The organism is Pseudomonas iranensis, assembly GCF_014268585.2.
In the GTDB taxonomy this organism is placed as follows: domain Bacteria; phylum Pseudomonadota; class Gammaproteobacteria; order Pseudomonadales; family Pseudomonadaceae; genus Aquipseudomonas; species Aquipseudomonas iranensis.
The window spans coordinates 982,109-1,001,395 of record NZ_CP077092.1 but is presented as its reverse complement, the minus strand read 5'-3'; the positions used below and the strand labels follow the sequence as shown (position 1 = coordinate 1,001,395).

Below are 19,287 nucleotides of genomic sequence, written 5' to 3'. Positions count from 1 at the left end.
AAAATCAGTCGAGCTTGTTCAGCACTTCGCCGACCGCGTCGAACAGACGATCGAGGTCTTGCGGCTTGCTGTTGAAGGTTGGGCCGAACTGCAGGGTGTCGCCGCCGAAGCGCACGTAGAACCCGGCTTTCCACAAGGCCATGCCCGCTTCGAAAGGACGCACGATGGCATCACCGTCACGCCCGGCAATCTGGATCGCGCCGGCCAAGCCGTAGTTGCGGATGTCGATCACGTTCTTCGAGCCTTTCAGGCCGTGCAGCGCGTTTTCAAAATGCGGCGCGACTTCGGCGACGCTCTGCACCAGGTTTTCCTTTTGCAGCAGATCGAGTGCTGCGAGGCCGGCGGCACAGGCTACCGGGTGCGCCGAATAGGTGTAGCCGTGAGGGAATTCCACGGCATATTCCGGCGTCGGCTGGTTCATGAAGGTCTGGTAGATCTCGGAGCTGGCAATCACCGCGCCCATCGGGATGGCGCCGTTGGTGACTTGCTTGGCGATGCACATCAGGTCCGGGGTCACGCCGAAGCTCTCGGCGCCGAACATCGAACCGGTGCGACCGAAGCCAGTGATCACTTCGTCAAACACCAGCAGGATGTTGTGCTGATCGCAGATCTCGCGCAGACGCTTGAGGTAACCCTGCGGCGGAACCAGTACCCCGGCAGAGCCGGCCATCGGTTCAACGAACACCGCAGCGATGTTGGAAGCGTCGTGCAGTTCGATCAACTTGAGCAGTTCATCGGCCAAAGCAATACCGCCCTGCTCCGGCATGCCACGGGAAAAGGCATTGCTCGCCAGCAGTGTGTGCGGCAGGTGATCGACGTCCATCATCGCCTGGCCGAACAGCTTGCGGTTGCCGTTGACGCCGCCGAGGCTGGTGCCGGCGATGTTCACGCCGTGGTAGCCACGGGCACGGCCGATCATTTTGGTCTTGGTCGCCTGGCCTTTCAGGCGCCAGTAGGCACGGACCATTTTCACCGCGGTGTCAGCGCACTCGGAACCGGAGTCGGTGAAGAACACATGGTTCAGATTGCCCGGGGTCAATTCGGTGATTTTCTCAGCCAACTGGAACGACAACGGATGGCCGTACTGGAAGCCCGGCGAGTAATCGAGGGTGCCCAGCTGTTTCGCAACGGCTTCCTGAATTTCCTTGCGGGTGTGCCCGGCGCCGCAGGTCCACAGACCGGACAGCGAGTCGTAGATCTTGCGGCCCTTGTCATCGAACAGCCAGCTGCCTTCAGCGCCGACGATCAGACGCGGGTCGCGCTGAAAGTTGCGGTTGGCGGTGTACGGCATCCAGTGCGCGTCCAGCTTCAGTTGGCTGGCCAGTGGCGACGGCGCGTTTTCAGGCATGTTCATCGGGCAAAACCTCGCAGGGCATAAGCGTCAGGGAGATAAAAAGCGTTGTTGCAGCTAAATTGCCACGGCGATAAAGTCGGTGAAATTCAACTCTTCTAACCTTCAGTTAGATCATTGCTAAACAAAGAGAACAAAAAATGAGCAGCCGCCGCGCCGATCCATTAGCCCAGGTCAGTGATTTTGATATTCGCCTGCTGCGGATTTTTCGCAGTGTCGTGGAATGTGGCGGCTTCTCCGCAGCGGAAACCGTGCTTGGCATCGGGCGCTCGGCGATCAGCCAGCAGATGAGCGATCTGGAGCAGCGCCTCGGCTTGCGCTTGTGTCAGCGTGGCCGGGCCGGTTTTTCCCTGACCGAGGAAGGTCGTGAGGTGTATCAGTCGGCACTACAGCTGTTGAGTGCATTGGAGAGTTTTCGCACCGAGGTCAACGGTCTGCACCAACACCTGCGCGGCGAGCTGATCATCGGCCTGACCGATAACCTCGTCACCCTGCCGCACATGCGCATCACCCACGCCCTCGCGCAGTTAAAAGAACGCGGGCCGGATGTGCAGATTCAGATCCGCATGATTGCGCCGAATGAAGTCGAGCAAGGCGTGCTCGACGGGCGTCTGCATGTCGGCGTGGTGCCGCAGGCCAGCGCATTGTCGGGACTGGAATATCAGCCGTTGTACAGCGAGCGTTCGCTGCTGTATTGCGCGGTGGGTCATCCGCTGTTTTATGTCGACGACAAGCAACTCGATGATCAACGCCTCGACAGTCAGGACGCGATTGCGCCAACCTTTCGTTTGCCGGCGGAGATTCAGGCGCATTATCAGGCGCTCAATTGCACCGCCAGTGCCTCTGACCGTGAAGGCATGGCGTTTCTGATTCTGACCGGGCGCTACATCGGTTACCTGCCGGATCACTACGCCAACCTTTGGGTACAGCAGGGGCGCTTGCGTGCGCTCAAGGCCGGCACGCGTTTTTACGATTTGAGTCTGGCATCGGTCACGCGCAAGGGGCGGCGCCCTCATTTGGTGCTGGAAAGTTTCCTGGAGAGTCTGGCCGCGACGCGATAGATAAGCGCGCAGAGCCCAGCCCGGCTGGGCCTCATCGAAAGAACCCAGGAATAACCTGAGCAAGTGGACAGGTTTTTGCAGAGAAGGGATAACTCTCCTTCAAGAAGCCAAAGCCATGCAGCCAGATTCCGACTCGTCCAGTGAACTGATCTACGGCCTCAACGACCGCCCCAAACCACTCGCCGCCATTCTCGCCGCGCTGCAACACGTGCTCGCCAGTTTCGTCGGCATCATCACCCCGCCACTGGTGATCGGTTCCGCGCTCGGGCTGACCGCGCATCTACCGTACCTGATCAGCATGGCGCTGATGGTCTCGGGCGTCGGTACTTTTATCCAGGCGCGGCGACCGTTCGGCATTGGCGCGGGGATGATCTGTCTGCAAGGCACCAGTTTCGCGTTTCTCGGTGCGGTGCTGTCGGCCGGGTTTCTGGTCAAGCAGCGCGGCGGCAGCCCGGAAGATATTCTGGCGATGATTTTCGGCGTGTGCTTTTTCGGCGCAATCGTGCAGATCGTGCTCAGCCGTTTCATCGGTCAGTTGCGCCGCGTGGTGACACCGCTGGTGACCGGCATCGTCATCACGCTGATCGGCATCAGCCTGATCAAGGTCGGCATCACCGATCTGGGTGGCGGCTTCAATGCCCCGGACTTCGGCGCGCCGGGCAATCTGGCCTTGGGCGTGTTCGTGCTGCTGACAATCATTCTGCTCAACCGCTCGAATACGCCGTGGGTGCGACTGTCGGCGATCATCATCGGACTGGTGCTCGGCAGCCTCGCGGCGTGGTTCAGCGGGAAACTGGTCCCGCAGCCGTTGCCTGACTTGCCGCTGGTGAGTTTTCCTACGCCGTTCAAGTTCGGATTCAACTTCGACTGGACCGCTTTCCTGCCGGTCGCGCTGATTTACCTGATCAGCACCATCGAAACCGTCGGCGACCTCACCGCCAATTGCATGCTTGCCCGCCAACCGATCAGCGGCCCTTCTTATATAAGCCGCTTGCGCGGTGGCGTGCTCGGTGATGGCGTGAGCTGCATGATCGCGGCGACCTTCAGCGCCTTCCCCAACACAACGTTCGCGCAGAACAACGGCGTGATCCAATTGACCGGCGTTGCCAGCCGCTACGTCGGCCTGTACATCGGCGCGATCCTGTTCTGCCTCGGCCTGTTCCCGATGATCGGTGCGGTGCTGCAACAGATTCCGAAACCGGTGCTGGGCGGCGCAACGCTGGTGATGTTCGGCGCTGTGGCGGCGGCGGGCGTGCGCATTCTCGCGCAGTCGCCGCTGGACCGGCGCAGCATGTTGATCATCGCCACTTCGTTCGGCGTCGGCCTCGGTATCGCCGCGCAACCGAACCTGCTGCACCTGCTGCCGAAACTGGTGCAGAACCTGTTCGACTCGGCGATCACCAGCGGCGGGCTGACGGCAATCGTCCTGTGTCTGTTGTTGCCGGAAGGCAAAACCGCCGAGACAAAAAGCCCCGCGTCATTGAACAAGATCGAACAGGCGTAACTGTTTTTCCGCGCCAGGACTTGTCGGATGCCTGTGGGTGCGCTATCAACGCAACTGGTTGCACCCACAGACAATCCCGGAAGTGCCTATGACCTTTGAAGTCCCAGCCCACGGCGGCAAACCCGCCAGCCGCATTCGTCAGAAGAACGAAGAGACCATTCTCAAAGCCGCCGAAGACGAGTTCGCCCGTCACGGGTTCAAAGGCACCAGCATGAACACCATCGCGCAGAATGCCGGGCTGCCCAAGGCCAACCTGCATTACTACTTCACCAACAAGCTCGGTTTGTATGTGGCGGTGCTGAGCAACATCATCGAGTTGTGGGACAGCACCTTCAACACCCTCACTGCCGAGGATGACCCGGCCGAAGCGCTGACCCGCTACATCCGCGCGAAGATGGAATTCTCCCGACGCCAGCCACAGGCTTCGCGGATCTTCGCCATGGAAGTGATCAGCGGCGGCGAATGCCTGAGCGAATATTTCAATCAGGATTACCGCACCTGGTTCACCGGGCGCGCGGCGGTGTTTCAGGCGTGGATCGATGCGGGCAAAATGGACCCGGTCGATCCGGTGCACCTGATTTTCCTGCTGTGGGGCAGCACCCAGCATTACGCCGACTTCGCCACGCAGATCTGCCGCGTCACCGGGCGCAGCAAGTTGACCAAGCAAGACATGGAAGACGCCGGCAACAACCTGATCCGCATCATTCTCAAAGGCTGCGGCCTCACTCCTTCTCTATAAGACGTTTATGCCTTTCACCCTCAGCGGTTTTTGCGAGTACCGCGAAGAGATTCGCAAAAGCCGCTTCATCACTCTGGCGACGCCGATCAGCAGCCCTGCCGATGCGCAGGCGTTTTTCGAGCAGCACAGCGATTTGAATGCCACGCACAATTGCTGGGCGTGGAAACTCGGCGCGCAATACCGCAGCACTGACGACGGCGAGCCGGGCGGCACGGCCGGGCGCCCTATCCTGGCGGCGATCGAGGCGCAGGACTGCGATCAGGTCGCGGTGCTGGTGATTCGCTGGTACGGCGGCATTCAACTGGGCACCGGCGGTTTGGCCCGAGCCTATGGCGGTGGCGCCAACAAGTGCCTGCAAGCGGCGGACAAAATCGAGCTGATCAGCCGCGTACCGCTGAGTTGCGCCTGTGGATTTGCCGAGTTGGCGCTGGTGAAGTTGCGCGTGGCCGATCTCGGTGGATTGGTGGTGGAGGAGAACTTCACGGCCAATGGCGTTGAGTTGAAGCTGGCGGTGGGGGAAGCGCAGATCGACGTGTTGCAGAGTCAGTTGGCGGATCTGAGCCGTGGGCGGATTTTGTTGCAGCGTTGAGAGTGGAAGATCAAAAGATCGCAGCCTTCGGCAGCTCCTACAGGGGGATCACATTCCAATTGTAGGAGCTGCGGAACGCTGCGATCTTTTTGGGGCACTCCGTGCATTCCAGTTTCCGCCGACTTGCCCACACCTGCTGTGCACCCGACTGTGGATAACCTGAGCACACACCGCTGTAACCCTTCTGTCATGCGGCTTTGCGCGATTTGTTCAATTTTCGTTCAAATGACCCGATGAAAGGGAAATCCAGCGAAAAAACAAACAGTTACCTTCGTTTATCACCATTAGAACAAAGCATCGCAGTGCTTATGCCCGGCCTCGGCGCTTGCGCACAATTACTGTGGAGCAACCTGTGGATAAGCCGTTCATGACCGCCGCAGCCGCTGGATCTGTCTGGCTCCCAGGCAGTTGCTCGTTTTTTAACCAACTGCAAGCGGGCAAAACTGGAGCCTGTTCAATGGCTTTGCGCTGAATTGGTGCTCGAGAGAAAGACAAAATGCCCGCCGATGCGCTGCTGTCGGCACTTGCGGACTGGCTCCGCAAGCGTTCCTGACTCAATGGCCAGGAAATTGCTTTATCCACAGGCACAACTCCAAGTCAGTCGAGCCTGTCATGTCCATCGCCCCTTCCCCGCCGCGCCTGCAACTGCGCCAGATCAGCAAACGCTACCCCGGTTGTCTGGCCAACGACGCCATCGACCTGAGCATCGCGCCGGGTGAGATCCATGCCCTGCTCGGTGAAAACGGCGCGGGCAAAAGTACGTTGATGAAGATCATTTACGGGGTCACCCAGTGCGACAGCGGTGAAATGCTCTGGGAGGGGCAGCGCGTGCAGATGCGCAATCCGGCGCAGGCGCGGCAGTTGGGCATTGGCATGGTGTTCCAGCATTTCTCCCTGTTCGAAACCCTCAGCGTGGCGCAGAACATTGCCCTGGCGATGGGCGCGGCGGCCGGCACGCCAAAGCAACTGGAGCCGAAGATTCGCGAAGTCTCGCGGCGTTACGGCATGGCGCTGGAGCCGGAGCGACTTGTCCACAGCCTGTCGATCGGCGAGCGCCAGCGGGTGGAAATCATTCGTTGCCTGATGCAGGACATCCGCCTGCTGATTCTCGACGAGCCGACCTCAGTACTGACGCCGCAAGAGGCGGACGAATTGTTCATCACCCTGCGTCGCCTCGCCGATGAGGGCTGCAGCATTCTGTTTATCAGCCACAAGCTCGGTGAAGTGCGCGCCTTGTGCCATAGCGCCACGGTGCTGCGCGGCGGCCGGGTTGCCGGGCATTGCGTGCCCGCCGAATGTTCGGACCAGCAACTGGCGCAAATGATGGTCGGTGAAGCGGCGGCATTGATTGGCGAGTATCCGAAAGTCAGTGGTGGCACGGCGTTTCTGCAAGTGCAGGGTTTGAGCTGGCACAACCCGGACCCGTTCGGCCGCTCGCTGACAGACATCGACCTGCAAGTGCGCAGTGGTGAAATCGTCGGCATCGCCGGGGTCGCGGGCAATGGTCAGGATGAATTGCTCGCCCTGCTCAGCGGCGAGCAGCCCTTGCCTCGTGCGCAAGCGGCGACCCTGCGCTTCGCAGATAGGAACGTCGCTGACCTGCGCCCGGATGCGCGGCGCAAACTGGGTTTGGCCTTCGTGCCGGCCGAACGCCTCGGCCACGGCGCGGTGCCGGAGTTGAGTCTGGCCGATAACGCCCTGCTCAGTGCTTTTCAGCAAGGACTGGTCAGCCACGGGTTGATTCAACGCGGCAAAGTCGAAGCCCTCGCGCAACAGATCATTCAGCGTTTCGGCGTGAAGACCCCGGACACGCAAACCGCTGCGCGCAGCCTGTCCGGCGGCAACTTGCAGAAATTCATCCTCGGCCGGGAAATTCTTCAGCAACCGAAACTGCTGATCGCCGCGCACCCGACCTGGGGTGTCGACGTCGGTGCCGCCGCGACCATCCATCGCGCCTTGATCGCCCTGCGCGATGCCGGCGCGGCGATTCTGGTGATTTCCGAAGACCTCGATGAGCTGTTCCAGATCAGCGATCGCCTCGGCGCGCTGTGCGGCGGGCGTCTGTCGGCGCTGCAAGATACTGGCGCTACACAACTGAGCGATGTCGGCGCGTGGATGGCCGGCCAGTTCGATCACTCACCTCGCACCGCCTCGGTTTAACGGAGTTTCAACATGCTGCTTTTCCTCGAACCCCGTGGCCAGCAATCGCGCCTGATGCTGTGGTGCTCGCCGTTATTGGCGGCGGCGCTGACCCTCGGCTGCGGCTCGCTGTTGTTCATCGCACTGGGCCACGACCCACTGCAAACCTTGCACACGCTGCTGATCGCACCGGTCAGCGATCTGTATGGCGTATCTGAATTGCTGGTCAAGGCGCTGCCGATTCTGCTCTGCGCACTCGGCCTGGCCGTGGCCTATCAGGCGCGAATCTGGAATATCGGCGCCGAAGGCCAACTTCTACTTGGCGCCCTGGCCGGCAGTGCTCTGGCGGTGAACATTATTGGTATGCAAAGTCGCTGGGCGCTGGTGCTGATTCTGCTGACCGGGACGCTGGCGGGCGCCGCATGGGCCGGACTCACCGCATGGCTGCGCACGCGCTTCAACGCCAACGAAATCCTTACCAGCATCATGCTCAATTACATCGCGCTGAACCTGCTGCTGTTCTGCGTGCACGGGCCGTTGAAGGATCCGGCGGGCTTCAATTTCCCCGAGTCGGCCATGTTCGGCGACGCCAGTCGTTTGCCGCTGCTGCTGGAGGACGGCCGCGTGCATGCCGGCGTGTATTTCGCCCTGCTCGCGCTGGTTGCGGTGTGGGTGTTGTTGCAGAAAAGCTTCATCGGCTTCCAGATCAAAGTGCTCGGGCTGGACAAGCGTGCGGCAGGTTTCGTCGGCTTTCGCGAGAAGCGCCTGATCTGGCTGGCGCTGTTGATCAGCGGTGGTCTGGCCGGGCTCGCCGGGGTCTGCGAAGTGACCGGGCCGATCGGCCAATTGGTGCCCCAAGTGTCGCCGGGCTATGGCTACGCAGCGATCACCGTGGCGTTCCTCGGACGGCTGAATCCGCTTGGCATTCTGTTCTCCAGTCTGCTGATGGCGCTGCTGTACATCGGCGGCGAGAGCGCGCAGATGTCGCTCAATCTGCCGCAAGCGATCACCCAATTGTTCCAGGGCATGATGCTGTTTTTCCTGCTCGCCTGTGACGTGCTGATTGTCTATCGGCCACGCCTGAAACTGCGCTGGACCCGGCGCGCCTCGCCCCCTGTCGTAACCGCCGGAGCGCTGTGATGGATATCGATCTGTTGAGCAATATTTTCTACGCGATGGTCCGCTGCGGCACGCCGCTGCTGCTGGTGGCATTGGGTGAGTTGATCTGCGAGAAAAGCGGCGTCCTCAACCTCGGCCAGGAAGGCATGATGCTGTTCGGTGCGGTGATCGGTTTTATCGTCGCGCTGAACAGCGGCAACCTGTGGCTGGGTGTGCTGCTGGCGATGCTGGCCGGGATGTTGTTGTCGTCACTGTTCGCCCTGGTCGCGCTGGTGTTCAACGCCAATCAGGTGGCCACCGGTTTGGCCCTGACGATCTTCGGCGTGGGCCTGTCGACATTTGTCGGCGCGGCCTGGGTGGGTAAGCCGCTGGCAGGTTTCGAGCCTCTGGCGACTCCGTATCTGAGTGAGATCCCGCTGATCGGGCGGATGCTGTTTGCCCAGGATCTGCTGGTGTATCTGTCGTTCGCCCTGTTTGCGCTGGTGGCGTGGGTGATCATCAAAAGTCGTGTCGGCCTGATCATTCAAGCGGTCGGTGAAAACCCGGATGCGGCCAGCGCCATGGGCTTGCCGGTGCTGACCGTACGCACCTTGGCGGTGTTGTTCGGCGGAGCAATGGCCGGACTGGCCGGGGCGTATCTGTCGCTGGCCTACACGCCGATGTGGGCGGAAAACATGACCGCCGGGCGCGGCTGGATTGCCCTGGCGCTGGTGGTGTTTGCCAGTTGGCGGGTGTGGCGGTTGTTGCTTGGGGCGTATCTGTTCGGCCTCGCCAGCATCCTGCACTTGGTGGCACAGGGATTGGGACTGGCGATTCCTTCGAGCCTGCTGGCGATGCTGCCGTATGTGGCGACGATTTTGGTGCTGGTGCTGCTGTCCCGCGATGCCGTGCGCACTCGGTTGTATGCGCCGGTTTCGTTGGGGCAGCCGTGGCAATCGGGACATTGATGCATTGACCTCAATGTCCCCATCGCTGGCAAGCCAGCTCCCACAAGGTCCGGGTCATCTACAACATTTGTGATCAGCGCTAACCCTGTGGGAGCTGGCTTGCCAGCGATGAGGCCCAAAAAGGCAACATCAGGACTGTGACCCATGCCTATTTCCGAGCAAAACTATCTTGAGCAATTCAGCAAGCAAGCACGGCAAGGCCTGGAGTATGCTCCGGGGTCAAAGCCTGTTTTCGCCAAGCGCTGCAACTGTGGCGCGGTCAGGCGTGTCCATTGAATCCTGAATGCTGACTTTCAAGGAAACCCATCATGTCTCAGGCAAAAAACGCACTGATCATCGGCGCCTCCCGCGGCTTGGGCCTCGGTCTGGTGAAGACCCTGCTGGGCGATGGCTGGCAGGTCACCGCGACGGTGCGCAATCCGCAGAAGGCCGAGGCGCTGCAAGCGCTGGGTGACGTGCGCATCGAGAAGCTCGACATGGATGATCAGCAAGCGGTGATCGCTCTGAGCCAGAAACTCAAGGGCGAAACCTTCGATCTGTTGTTCGTCAACGCCGGGGTCAAAGGCCCGGACGTGCAGACGCCGGGCGGCGCGACCCTGGCCGAGGTCGGGCAACTGTTTTTCACCAACGCGGTGGCGCCGATCAATCTGGCCCAGCGTTTCGTCGGGCAGATCCGCGACGGCAGCGGCGTGCTGGCGTTCATGAGTTCGGTGCTCGGCAGCGTGACCATGCCCGACGCGCCGGAGCTGGCGTTGTACAAGGCGAGCAAGGCGGCGCTGAATTCGATGACCAACAGTTTTGTCACGCAACTGGGTGAACAGAAACTCACCGTACTGTCGTTGCACCCGGGCTGGGTGAAGACCGACATGGGCGGCGAAGGTGCTGACTTGGATGTAGAGACCAGCACTCGCGGGCTGATTGACCAGGTCAATGCATTCACCGGCAAGGGCGGGCATCACTTCGTCAATTACAAGGGTGAAACCATTCCCTGGTAAGCACTGAAAATCCCGATGTGGGAGCGAGCCTGCTCGCGAATACGATCTGTCAGGTAAATCTGTATCGACTGACAGGACGCCTTCGCGAGCAGGCTCGCTCCCACAGGGGGATGATGGTGAATGGTCGGGTGGCGCTTGCCCGGCGCGGCGATTTGTTTGAAACTGCGCGCCTCGTCGTTCGCGGCGACCCTGGATCAGCAGACAGGGCAACACTGAGCTGGCAACCCTGAACCCAACTTTCAGAGGAGCCGGCCACAATGCCTGCGACCCGTACCTGGTTAAAAAATCCCCTCGCCATTTTCACCTCCAACGAGCTTGATGCCCGTGGCGGTTTAGTCGTGCAAGACGGTGTCATCGTCGAAGTCCTCGCTGCCGGTCAGCAGCCGTCGGCGCCGTGCAATGAAGTGTTCGATGCCCGCGAGCATGTGATCCTGCCGGGCCTGATCAACACCCACCATCACTTCTATCAAACCCTGACCCGCGCCTGGGCGCCGGTGGTCAATCAGCCGCTGTTCCCGTGGCTGAAAACCCTGTACCCGGTATGGGCGCGGCTGACCCCGGAAAAACTCGCCCTCGCCACCAAAGTGGCGCTGGCCGAATTGCTGCTCTCGGGTTGCACCACCGCTGCCGACCATCACTATCTGTTCCCGGATGGTCTGGAAAATGCCATCGACGTGCAGGTCGAAACGGTGCGTGAACTGGGTATGCGCGCCATGCTCACGCGCGGCTCGATGAGCCTTGGCGAGAAGGACGGCGGCCTGCCTCCGCAACAAACGGTGCAGGAAGGTCAGGTGATTCTCGACGACAGCCAGCGGCTGATTCACGAGTATCACGAGCGTGGCGACGGCGCGCAGATCCAGATCGCCCTGGCGCCATGTTCGCCATTTTCGGTGACCCCGGAAATCATGTCGGCCAGCGCTGATCTGGCGAACAAACTCGATGTGCGTCTGCACACCCATCTCGCTGAAACCCTTGATGAAGAAGACTTCTGCCTGCAACGTTTCGGTCTGCGCACCGTCGATTATCTGGACAGCGTCGGCTGGCTCGGCCCACGTACCTGGCTGGCCCACGGCATCCATTTCAACCCCGACGAAATCGCCCGCCTCGGCCAGGCCGGTACCGGCATCTGCCACTGCCCAAGCTCGAACATGCGCCTGGCGTCCGGCATCTGCCCGAGCATCGAGCTGACCGACGCCGGCGCGCTGTTCGGCCTTGGCGTCGACGGTTCGGCGTCCAACGATGCCTCGAACATGATCCTCGAAGCGCGTCAGGCTCTGTACATCCAGCGCCTGCGTTACGGCGCCGAAAAGATCACCCCGGAGCGCGTGCTGGGCTGGGCGACCAAAGGTTCGGCGAGCCTGCTCGGTCGCACTGACATCGGCGAAATCGCCGTCGGCAAACAGGCGGATCTCGCGTTGTTCAAGCTCGATGAACTGCGTTTCTCCGGTAGCCATGATCCGATTTCGGCGCTGTTGTTGTGCGGCGCGGATCGGGCGGATCGAGTGATGATTGGCGGCAAGTGGCGTGTGGTTGGTGGTCAGGTTGAAGGGTTGGATCTGAAAGGGCTGATTGCCGATCACAGCCAGGCGGCCCGGCAGTTGATTGCCGGTACCTGACTAACCGCCGTTGAAAACTGTGGGAGCGAGCCTGCTCGCGAAGAGGGAGTGTCAGACAACATGTTTGTTGGATGACACATCGTTTTCGCGAGCAGGCTCGCTCCCACATGGGTATCTGCCAGCCCTAAAGGCCCAGTAGCGACAGCATGATGAACGTGGCAAACAGCACAAAGTGCGTCATGCCCTCAATGGCGTTGGTCTCGCCGTCATTGAGGTTGATCGCGCTGACGATCAGGGTGATGAAGATCATCACCGTTTGCACTGGGGTCATCGCCATTTGAAACGGCTGGCCGGTGTACAGCGCCATCGCTTCCATCACCGGTACGGTCAGAATCACCGTCGACAGTGACGCGCCCATCGCAATGTTGACCACCGACTGCATGCGATTGGCCAGTGCCGCACGCAGTGCGGTGAGAATCTCCGGCGCGGCGGAAATCGCTGCCACCAGAATCGCCGTGATCACCGGCGGCGCGCCCGTGCCTTCCAGGCCCAGATCGAGAGTCTTGGACATCACCTCGGCCAGTGCGCCGATGATCACTACCCCCGACACCAGAATGCCGATCGACAGCGCCAGGCTTACCGGCTTCGGCTCCTGCTCGACCGGCTCCTTCTTGCGCCGTTTGTCCGGATAGCTGTAGCTGAAAAAGTAACTGTGCGGGCCGACCTGCATGCGCAGGAACAGCGCGTAGAGCACCATCATCGCGCCAATGGTGAACGCCGAATACATCTTCCAGTTGGCCTCGGGAATAAACTCCGGGACCACCATCGACACGCCCATCGCAGTGAGGATCATCACGCTGTAGCTGCGCGCCGAGTCGTCGTTGTAGGACTGCTCGCCGTGTTTGATCCCGCCCATCAAAGCGGCGAGGCCGAGGATGCCGTTGATGTCGAGCATGACCGCTGAATAAATCGTGTCGCGCACCAGCGTTGCCGAGGCTTCGTTGCTCATCATGATAGCCAGGATGACCACTTCGACAAGCACCGCCGAGAGCGTGAGGATCATCGTGCCGTAGGGGTCGCCGACCTTTTCCGCCAGCAGTTCGGCGTGATGAGCGACGCGCATCGAAGCGGCGACGATAAAGGCGATCAGCAGCAGACCGCCGCCCAGCGCGACGATCTGGCCGCTGTGCAGCAGCCAGTGTTCCAGTGGATAAGCGACGCACGCGGCAAGGACTGCCAGCAGCAGGAAGCTTTCTTGCTTGAGAATCGAGAGCATGACGGGCCTTTTGCCGAAAAGAGCTGATGAAGCTACTGACTGCCGCGCGCCGCTAACGTTTCGTTACATCTTTGCGCACCAAACCATGGCGACTGATTTCAGGCATGCACATTTATTGGCCATACCGGCCTCTTCGCGAACAGGCTCGCTCCCACATTGAACTGCGATCCCCCTGTGGGAGCGAGCCTGCGCGCGAAGGCCGCACTGCGGTTGTGGATTATTTATTGTCCTGTTGGTCAGCAATTTGCATTGGCCCTGAGCACACACAACAAAATGGAGTTCGGGTTCATGCCAATACGTCCGCTGCACAAACTGCTGTACGCCGCCATCGGTCTGGGAATCAGCCTGAGCGCCAGCGCTGCCGATCCGCTGAAGGTCGGTTTCGTCTACATCGGCCCGATCGGTGACCACGGCTGGACGTATCAGCACGAACAGGGGCGCAAGGCCCTGGCGGAAAAACTCGGCACGCAGATCACCACCAACTACGTGGAAAACGTCGCCGAGGGCGCCGACGCCGAGCGGGTGATCCGCAACATGGCCAAGGACAAATATGACCTGATCTTCACCACGTCTTTCGGCTACATGAACCCGACAGTGAAAGTCGCCAGGCAATTCCCCAAGGTCACTTTCGAACACGCCACCGGTTACAAGCAGGACAAAAACCTCGGCACCTACCTGGCGCGCACTTACGAGGGCCGTTACGTCGGCGGTTTCCTCGCGGCGAAGATGACCAAGACCAAGAAGATCGGCTACGTCGCCTCGTTCCCGATTCCGGAAGTGATCCGCGACATCAACGCCATCCAGCTGGCTTTGAACAAGTACAACCCTGGCACCGAAATCAAAGTGGTGTGGGTCAACTCCTGGTTCGATCCGGGCAAGGAAGCCGACGCCGCCAACGCGCTGATCGATCAGGGCGTCGACGTGGTGTTCCAGCACACCGACAGCCCGGCGCCGATCCAGGCTGCCGAACGGCGTGGCGTGTATGCCGTGGGCTACGCCTCGGACATGGCCCACTTCGGCCCGAAAGCGGTGCTGACCTCGATCGTCAACGACTGGGCGCCACACTACATTCAGGCGACGCAGAGCGTGATCGATCACACCTGGAAATCCCAGGATTACTGGGGCGGGTTGAAGGAAGGCACAGTGGAGCTGCCGATCAGCGATCTGGTGCCAGCGCCGGTGAAAGCCGAAGCCGAGCAGTTGATTGCCGACATCAAGAGCGGCGCATTGCAGCCGTTTACCGGGCCGATCAAGGATCAGGCCGGTGTGGAAAAAATCCCGGCGGGCGTGAGCGCGACCAATGCGGAACTGGCTTCGATGAATTATTACGTTGAGGGCATGAAGGCCGAGATGCCGAAGTAGTCCCCCGATTCACCACACAAAACCCTGTGGGAGCGAGCCTGCTCGCGAAAGCGGTGTGTCATTAAACAAAAATGCTGTCTGACACTCCCTCTTCGCGAGCAGGCTCGCTCCCACATTGGAAACACAGCGTATTCAAGGATTGTGTATGGATCAGCTTCCGATCATTGATATCAGCCCACTCTATAGCGACGACGAAAACGCCTGGCCTGCGGTGGCCGAACAAATCGACCAAGCCTGTCGCGAGTGGGGCTTTTTCTACATCAAGGGCCATCCGATCTCGGCGCAGCGCATCGACGCCCTGCTCGATCACGCCCAGCGCTTCTTTGCATTGCCAGCCGCAGAAAAACTGAAGATCGACATTACTCAGACCCGCCACCATCGCGGCTACGGCGCGATTGCCACAGAGCAACTGGACCCGGACAAACCCAGTGACCTCAAAGAAACCTTCGACATGGGCCTGCACCTGCCGAACGAACATCCCGAGGTGCTCGCGGAAAAACCCTTGCGCGGCCCCAATCGGCATCCGGCGCAACCCGGCTGGGAAACGCTGATGGAGCAGCATTACCTCGACATGCAGGCGCTGGCGCAAACCCTGTTGCGGGCGATGACCATTGCGCTGGGCATCGAGCGCGACTTCTTCGATTCGCGCTTTGTCGACCCGGTCAGCGTGTTGCGCATGATCCATTATCCGCCGCGTCACACCGCCAGCTCCGCCGAGCAACAAGGTGCCGGCGCCCATACCGATTACGGCTGCATCACCCTGCTCTATCAGGACAGCGCCGGCGGTTTGCAGGTGAAGAACGTCAATGGCGAATGGATCGACGCGCCACCGATTGACGGCACGTTCGTGGTCAACCTCGGCGACATGATGGCGCGCTGGAGCAACGACCGTTATCGCTCGACGCCGCACCGGGTGATCAGCCCGCTGGGCGTGGATCGCTATTCGATGCCGTTCTTCGCCGAACCGCACCCGGACACGCGAATCGAATGCCTGCCCGGTTGCCAGGACGCACAGCATCCGGCGAAATATCCGACCACCACCTGTGCGCAATTCCTGCTGTCGCGCTTCGCCGATACCTATGCCTATCGTCGCGAGCAAGAGGCGGTTTGATCGATCACCTGGTCAGGTTTTGCCAATTGTTGCGGCCAGCCTCTGTAGAATGCCGGCATTGCACCTGATGAGAAAAGACTATGTACGACTGGCTCAACGCCCTGCCCAAAGCCGAACTGCACCTGCATCTGGAAGGTTCGCTGGAGCCTGAACTGCTGTTCGCCCTGGCCGAACGCAACAAGATCGCCCTGCCGTGGAGCGACGTCGAAAACCTGCGCAAGGCCTACGCCTTCAACAACCTGCAGGAATTTCTCGACCTGTATTACCAGGGCGCCGATGTGCTGCGCACCTCGCAGGATTTCTACGACCTGACCTGGGCCTACCTGCTGCGCTGCAAAGCACAGAACGTGATTCATACCGAACCGTTCTTCGACCCGCAGACCCACACCGACCGGGGCATCCCGTTCGAAGTGGTGCTCAACGGCATCGCCGCCGCCCTCAAGGATGGCGAGACGCAACTGGGCATCAGCAGCGGTTTGATCCTCAGCTTCCTGCGCCACCTCAGCGAAGACGAAGCGCAGAAAACCCTCGATCAGGCGCTGCCGTTTCGTGATGCGTTTGTCGCGGTCGGGCTCGACAGTTCCGAGATGGGCCACCCGCCGAGCAAATTCAAACGCGTCTTCGATCGCGCCCGCGACGAAGGCTTCCTCACCGTCGCCCACGCCGGTGAAGAAGGCCCGCCGGAGTACATCTGGGAAGCCATCGACCTGCTGAAAATCCAGCGCATCGACCATGGCGTGCGCGCCATCGAAGACGAGCGTCTGATGCAGCGGATCATCGACGAGCAGATCCCGCTGACCGTGTGCCCGCTGTCGAACACCAAGCTCTGCGTGTTCGATCACATGTCGCAGCACAATATCCTCGACATGCTCGAGCGCGGCGTGAAGGTCACGGTGAACTCCGATGACCCGGCGTATTTCGGCGGGTACGTGACCGAGAACTTCCATGCGCTGCATGAACATCTGGGCATGACCCAGGATCAGGCCAAGCGCCTGGCGCAGAACAGCCTGGATGCGCGGTTGGTAAAACCGTAAGCAACTGCAAAATCACATCAATACCTGTGGGAGCGGGCTTGCCCGCGATAGCGGATTGTCAGTCAACATAGATGTTGAATTTGCTGGCCCCATCGCGGGCAAGCCCGCTCCCACAGGGTACTGCGTTTATTTGAATAGCTGCGCTTCGGTCAGCTCTTCCAGGGTCTTGCCCCGCGTCTCCATCCCGAACAGCCACACCACGCCCGCCGCAATCGCAAAGCACGCCGCGCCCAGCGCGAACACCCCGCCCTGCCCGGTAATCGGGAACACCAGCCCGGTCACCAGTGGCCCGAGCAGCGAGCCGACGCGGCCGATCGCCGAAGCGAATCCCGAGCCGGTTGCCCGTGCCGAAGTCGGGTACAGCTCCGGCGTGTAGGTGTAGAGCACCGCCCACATGCCGAACAGGAAAAACTGCATCAACAATCCGGTACCGATCAGCAGCGCCACGTTGCCGCCGAACACCGCGCTCTGCCCATACAGAAACGCCATCACCCCGCCGCCGAGCAGGGTGACGATGCACACCGGTTTACGCCCCCAACGCTCGACCAGCCACGCCGCCATGAGGAAGCCGGGAATCCCGCCGAGCGAGATCAGCACGGTGTAATACACCGATTGCGTCACGGCGAAACCCGACTGCTGCAGCAATGCGCTGAGCCAGGAAGTCAGCCCGTAGAAACCCAGCAATGCGAAGAACCACAGGCTCCAGATCATCGTCGTGCGCTGGCGATATTGCGGCGACCAGATCTGCTTGAGCGCCGAGAAGAAATTGCCCGGTGGCGTCACCGTGCGTGGCAAACGAACCGGTTCCGGTAACGCCGCACCGCCCAGCGAAGCACGCACCCGCGCTTCAATGCCGTTCAACACTTTGTCCGCGTCGGCTTCGCGCCCGGCCTGTTCCAGCCAGCGCGGCGACTCAGGGATGAAAAAGCGGATCGCCAGGACAAATACCGCAGGCACCGCCAGTACCAGGAAGATATCGCGCCAGCCAATCAGCGGCAGCAGGAAGTACGAGAGCACGCCCGCCGCGACAAACCCCAGCGGCCAGAAGCCGTCCATCAGGGCGATGTAGCGCCCGCGCCGTTGTGCTGGAATCAGCTCCGACAGCATCGACTGTGCGATGGGAAACTCCATGCCCATGCCGATTCCGAGCAGGATGCGAAACAGCGTCAGCGTCTCCACCGTCTGCGCCGTCGAACACAGGTAACTGGCCACACCCCACAACACGATGCTCCACTGAAACACCGGTTTGCGCCCGAAGCGGTCGGCGAGCATCCCTGACAACGACGCCCCGAGCACCATGCCGAAGAAGCTCGAACTGGCCAGCAACCCTGCTTGCGCACTGCTCAGGCCGAACTCGGCTTTGATCGAGCCGAGCAGGAAAGTCATCATCGCCAGATCCATGGAGTCGAAGAAAAACGCCAAGGCGATGATGATGAAAATGACGCGGTGATAACCGCTGAGCGGCAGCCGTTCCAGGCGCTCAGCCGCACTAGAGCGTTGTGTATTCATGTTGTGCTCCCCATCCGGAAAATCCCCGGATCGAGTGTGCGCGATGGTCATTCAGAGGTCGTACTGGATGCGACCTGTTCACAGCCGTGGACGACGTCAGCCTTCAGCTCATCGCCGAGCAACGCTCTAGAACGCTGTTTCCAGCTCGGTTTCCTTGGCAAAGCGATGGATTTCGCGCTGGCCGGTGGCGGTCAACTGCAAGGCGCGGGAATCGTTGGGCAAGGTCAGCCAGCCGGACTGCATGAACAACTGCAACAGCGCCGCGCCCAGTGAGCCGCCCATGTGCGGACGGCGCTCGCTCCAGTCCGGGCAGGCGCAGGCGACCTGCACGTTGCGGTGGGCCAGGGCCTGGATGAACACACCGCGCTGGGCCAGTCGGGTGGAGCCCTTGTGCGTCACCACCACCCGCTGCTCAAGCTGTTCGATCCAGCCGGCATCGAGCAGGCGCTGATACAGGTCGGCCGCCAGGGTACCGCCCAGATGATCGTCGCAGAACCGCGCGCGCAACAGCGAAGACGGCGCCGCCTGCGGCCTGACCATGGGAGTCGTGCGTTTCAGCGCATCAGGGATTTGCCGTGGCGCGCTGGCAATGGTGGCGCTGGCCAGTGCTTCGATCGCCGCGCCGATTTCCGGTGCCGCCAGGCGAAAGAAGCGTTTGCGCCCACGCATTTCGATGTTCAACAGCCCCCCTGCGGACAGGCGTCCCAGATGCGCACTGGCCGACGACGGCGAGAGCCCGGCCAGCAGCGCCAGCTCTTCGGCTTGCCGGGCCGAGCCATCCATCAACGCCCACATCATCGCGCTGCGCTTGGGGTCGGCCAGCAATGTCGCGATCTGGCTGATGCACGGTGCATGTTCCATATGTTCACTCCCTGTTGAATCGTATCGTCTACCGCTCGGAGACATCCTGGCCGGTTATGGGGCATCGGCCAACACGCGAAAATCGCCCTGGATCGGTGGCAAGGGATGCCACCACACCAGCTGCTCCGGCACAC

At 61.0% G+C, this 19,287-nt stretch carries 16 protein-coding genes; 12 read left to right on the top strand and 4 right to left on the bottom strand.

Annotation, left to right across the window (positions count from 1 at the left end; all coding sequences use genetic code 11):
• Window positions 1-4: 4 nt before the first annotated feature.
• Window positions 5-1,354, bottom strand: coding sequence for an omega-aminotransferase AptA (gene aptA / locus HU724_RS04350; protein WP_016771806.1), 1,350 nt, complete (start codon window positions 1,352-1,354; stop codon window positions 5-7).
• Between the two features lie 137 nt (window positions 1,355-1,491).
• Between aptA and HU724_RS04345 the strand changes: the two genes are divergently transcribed.
• From HU724_RS04345 to HU724_RS04305, 9 genes are all read left to right on the top strand, one after another.
• Window positions 1,492-2,412, top strand: coding sequence for a LysR family transcriptional regulator (locus HU724_RS04345; protein ID WP_016771807.1), 921 nt, complete (start codon window positions 1,492-1,494; stop codon window positions 2,410-2,412).
• Between the two features lie 115 nt (window positions 2,413-2,527).
• Window positions 2,528-3,916: a uracil-xanthine permease family protein gene (locus HU724_RS04340; protein WP_041479656.1), complete on the top strand. Its 1,389-nt coding sequence runs from the start codon at window positions 2,528-2,530 to the stop codon at window positions 3,914-3,916.
• Between the two features lie 88 nt (window positions 3,917-4,004).
• Window positions 4,005-4,655, top strand: coding sequence for a TetR/AcrR family transcriptional regulator (locus HU724_RS04335; protein ID WP_016771809.1), 651 nt, complete (start codon window positions 4,005-4,007; stop codon window positions 4,653-4,655).
• Between the two features lie 7 nt (window positions 4,656-4,662).
• Window positions 4,663-5,244, top strand: a complete 582-nt coding sequence (locus tag HU724_RS04330) for an IMPACT family protein (protein WP_071174321.1) — start codon at window positions 4,663-4,665, stop codon at window positions 5,242-5,244.
• Between the two features lie 612 nt (window positions 5,245-5,856).
• Entirely contained in the window at window positions 5,857-7,404 is a 1,548-nt protein-coding gene (locus tag HU724_RS04325) for an ABC transporter ATP-binding protein (RefSeq protein WP_186569825.1), read from the top strand.
• A gap of 12 nt (window positions 7,405-7,416) precedes the next feature.
• Window positions 7,417-8,523 (top strand): ABC transporter permease, encoded by a 1,107-nt coding sequence (locus tag HU724_RS04320; RefSeq protein WP_186569824.1) that lies wholly within the window; start codon window positions 7,417-7,419, stop codon window positions 8,521-8,523.
• Entirely contained in the window at window positions 8,523-9,449 is a 927-nt protein-coding gene (locus tag HU724_RS04315) for an ABC transporter permease (protein ID WP_186569823.1), read from the top strand. Before HU724_RS04320 ends, HU724_RS04315 begins: the two co-directional genes overlap by 1 nt.
• Before the next feature lie 308 nt (window positions 9,450-9,757).
• Window positions 9,758-10,444, top strand: a complete 687-nt coding sequence (locus HU724_RS04310; RefSeq protein WP_016771812.1) for an SDR family oxidoreductase — start codon at window positions 9,758-9,760, stop codon at window positions 10,442-10,444.
• 257 nt (window positions 10,445-10,701) lie between these two features.
• Entirely contained in the window at window positions 10,702-12,060 is a 1,359-nt protein-coding gene (locus HU724_RS04305) for an 8-oxoguanine deaminase (protein ID WP_186569822.1), read from the top strand.
• Between the two features lie 124 nt (window positions 12,061-12,184).
• Here the strand turns inward: HU724_RS04305 and HU724_RS04300 are convergent, their stop codons facing one another.
• The gene (locus HU724_RS04300) at window positions 12,185-13,276 is read right to left on the bottom strand and encodes a calcium:cation antiporter (RefSeq protein ID WP_056787779.1); all 1,092 of its coding nucleotides are present in this window, start codon (window positions 13,274-13,276) and stop codon (window positions 12,185-12,187) included.
• A gap of 288 nt (window positions 13,277-13,564) precedes the next feature.
• Here HU724_RS04300 and HU724_RS04295 point away from each other — a divergent pair, with 288 nt between their 5' ends.
• From HU724_RS04295 to HU724_RS04285, 3 genes are all read left to right on the top strand, one after another.
• Window positions 13,565-14,638 carry a BMP family ABC transporter substrate-binding protein gene (locus tag HU724_RS04295; RefSeq protein ID WP_186569821.1) on the top strand — a complete coding sequence of 358 codons (1,074 nt, stop codon included), beginning with the start codon at window positions 13,565-13,567 and terminating at the stop codon, window positions 14,636-14,638.
• Window positions 14,639-14,783: 145 nt separating this feature from the next.
• A complete protein-coding gene (locus HU724_RS04290) occupies window positions 14,784-15,749 on the top strand; it encodes a 2-oxoglutarate and iron-dependent oxygenase domain-containing protein (protein WP_186569820.1) in 966 nt (321 codons plus the stop codon).
• Window positions 15,750-15,829: 80 nt separating this feature from the next.
• A complete protein-coding gene (locus HU724_RS04285) occupies window positions 15,830-16,783 on the top strand; it encodes an adenosine deaminase (protein ID WP_186569819.1) in 954 nt (317 codons plus the stop codon).
• 126 nt (window positions 16,784-16,909) lie between these two features.
• Here HU724_RS04285 and HU724_RS04280 read toward each other — a convergent pair whose 3' ends face one another.
• Window positions 16,910-18,292 (bottom strand): MFS transporter, encoded by a 1,383-nt coding sequence (locus HU724_RS04280; protein WP_186569818.1) that lies wholly within the window; start codon window positions 18,290-18,292, stop codon window positions 16,910-16,912.
• A 126-nt stretch (window positions 18,293-18,418) separates the two neighbouring features.
• Window positions 18,419-19,153, bottom strand: a complete 735-nt coding sequence (locus HU724_RS04275) for an ArsR/SmtB family transcription factor (RefSeq protein WP_041479646.1) — start codon at window positions 19,151-19,153, stop codon at window positions 18,419-18,421.
• Between the last annotated feature and the right edge of the window lie 134 nt (window positions 19,154-19,287).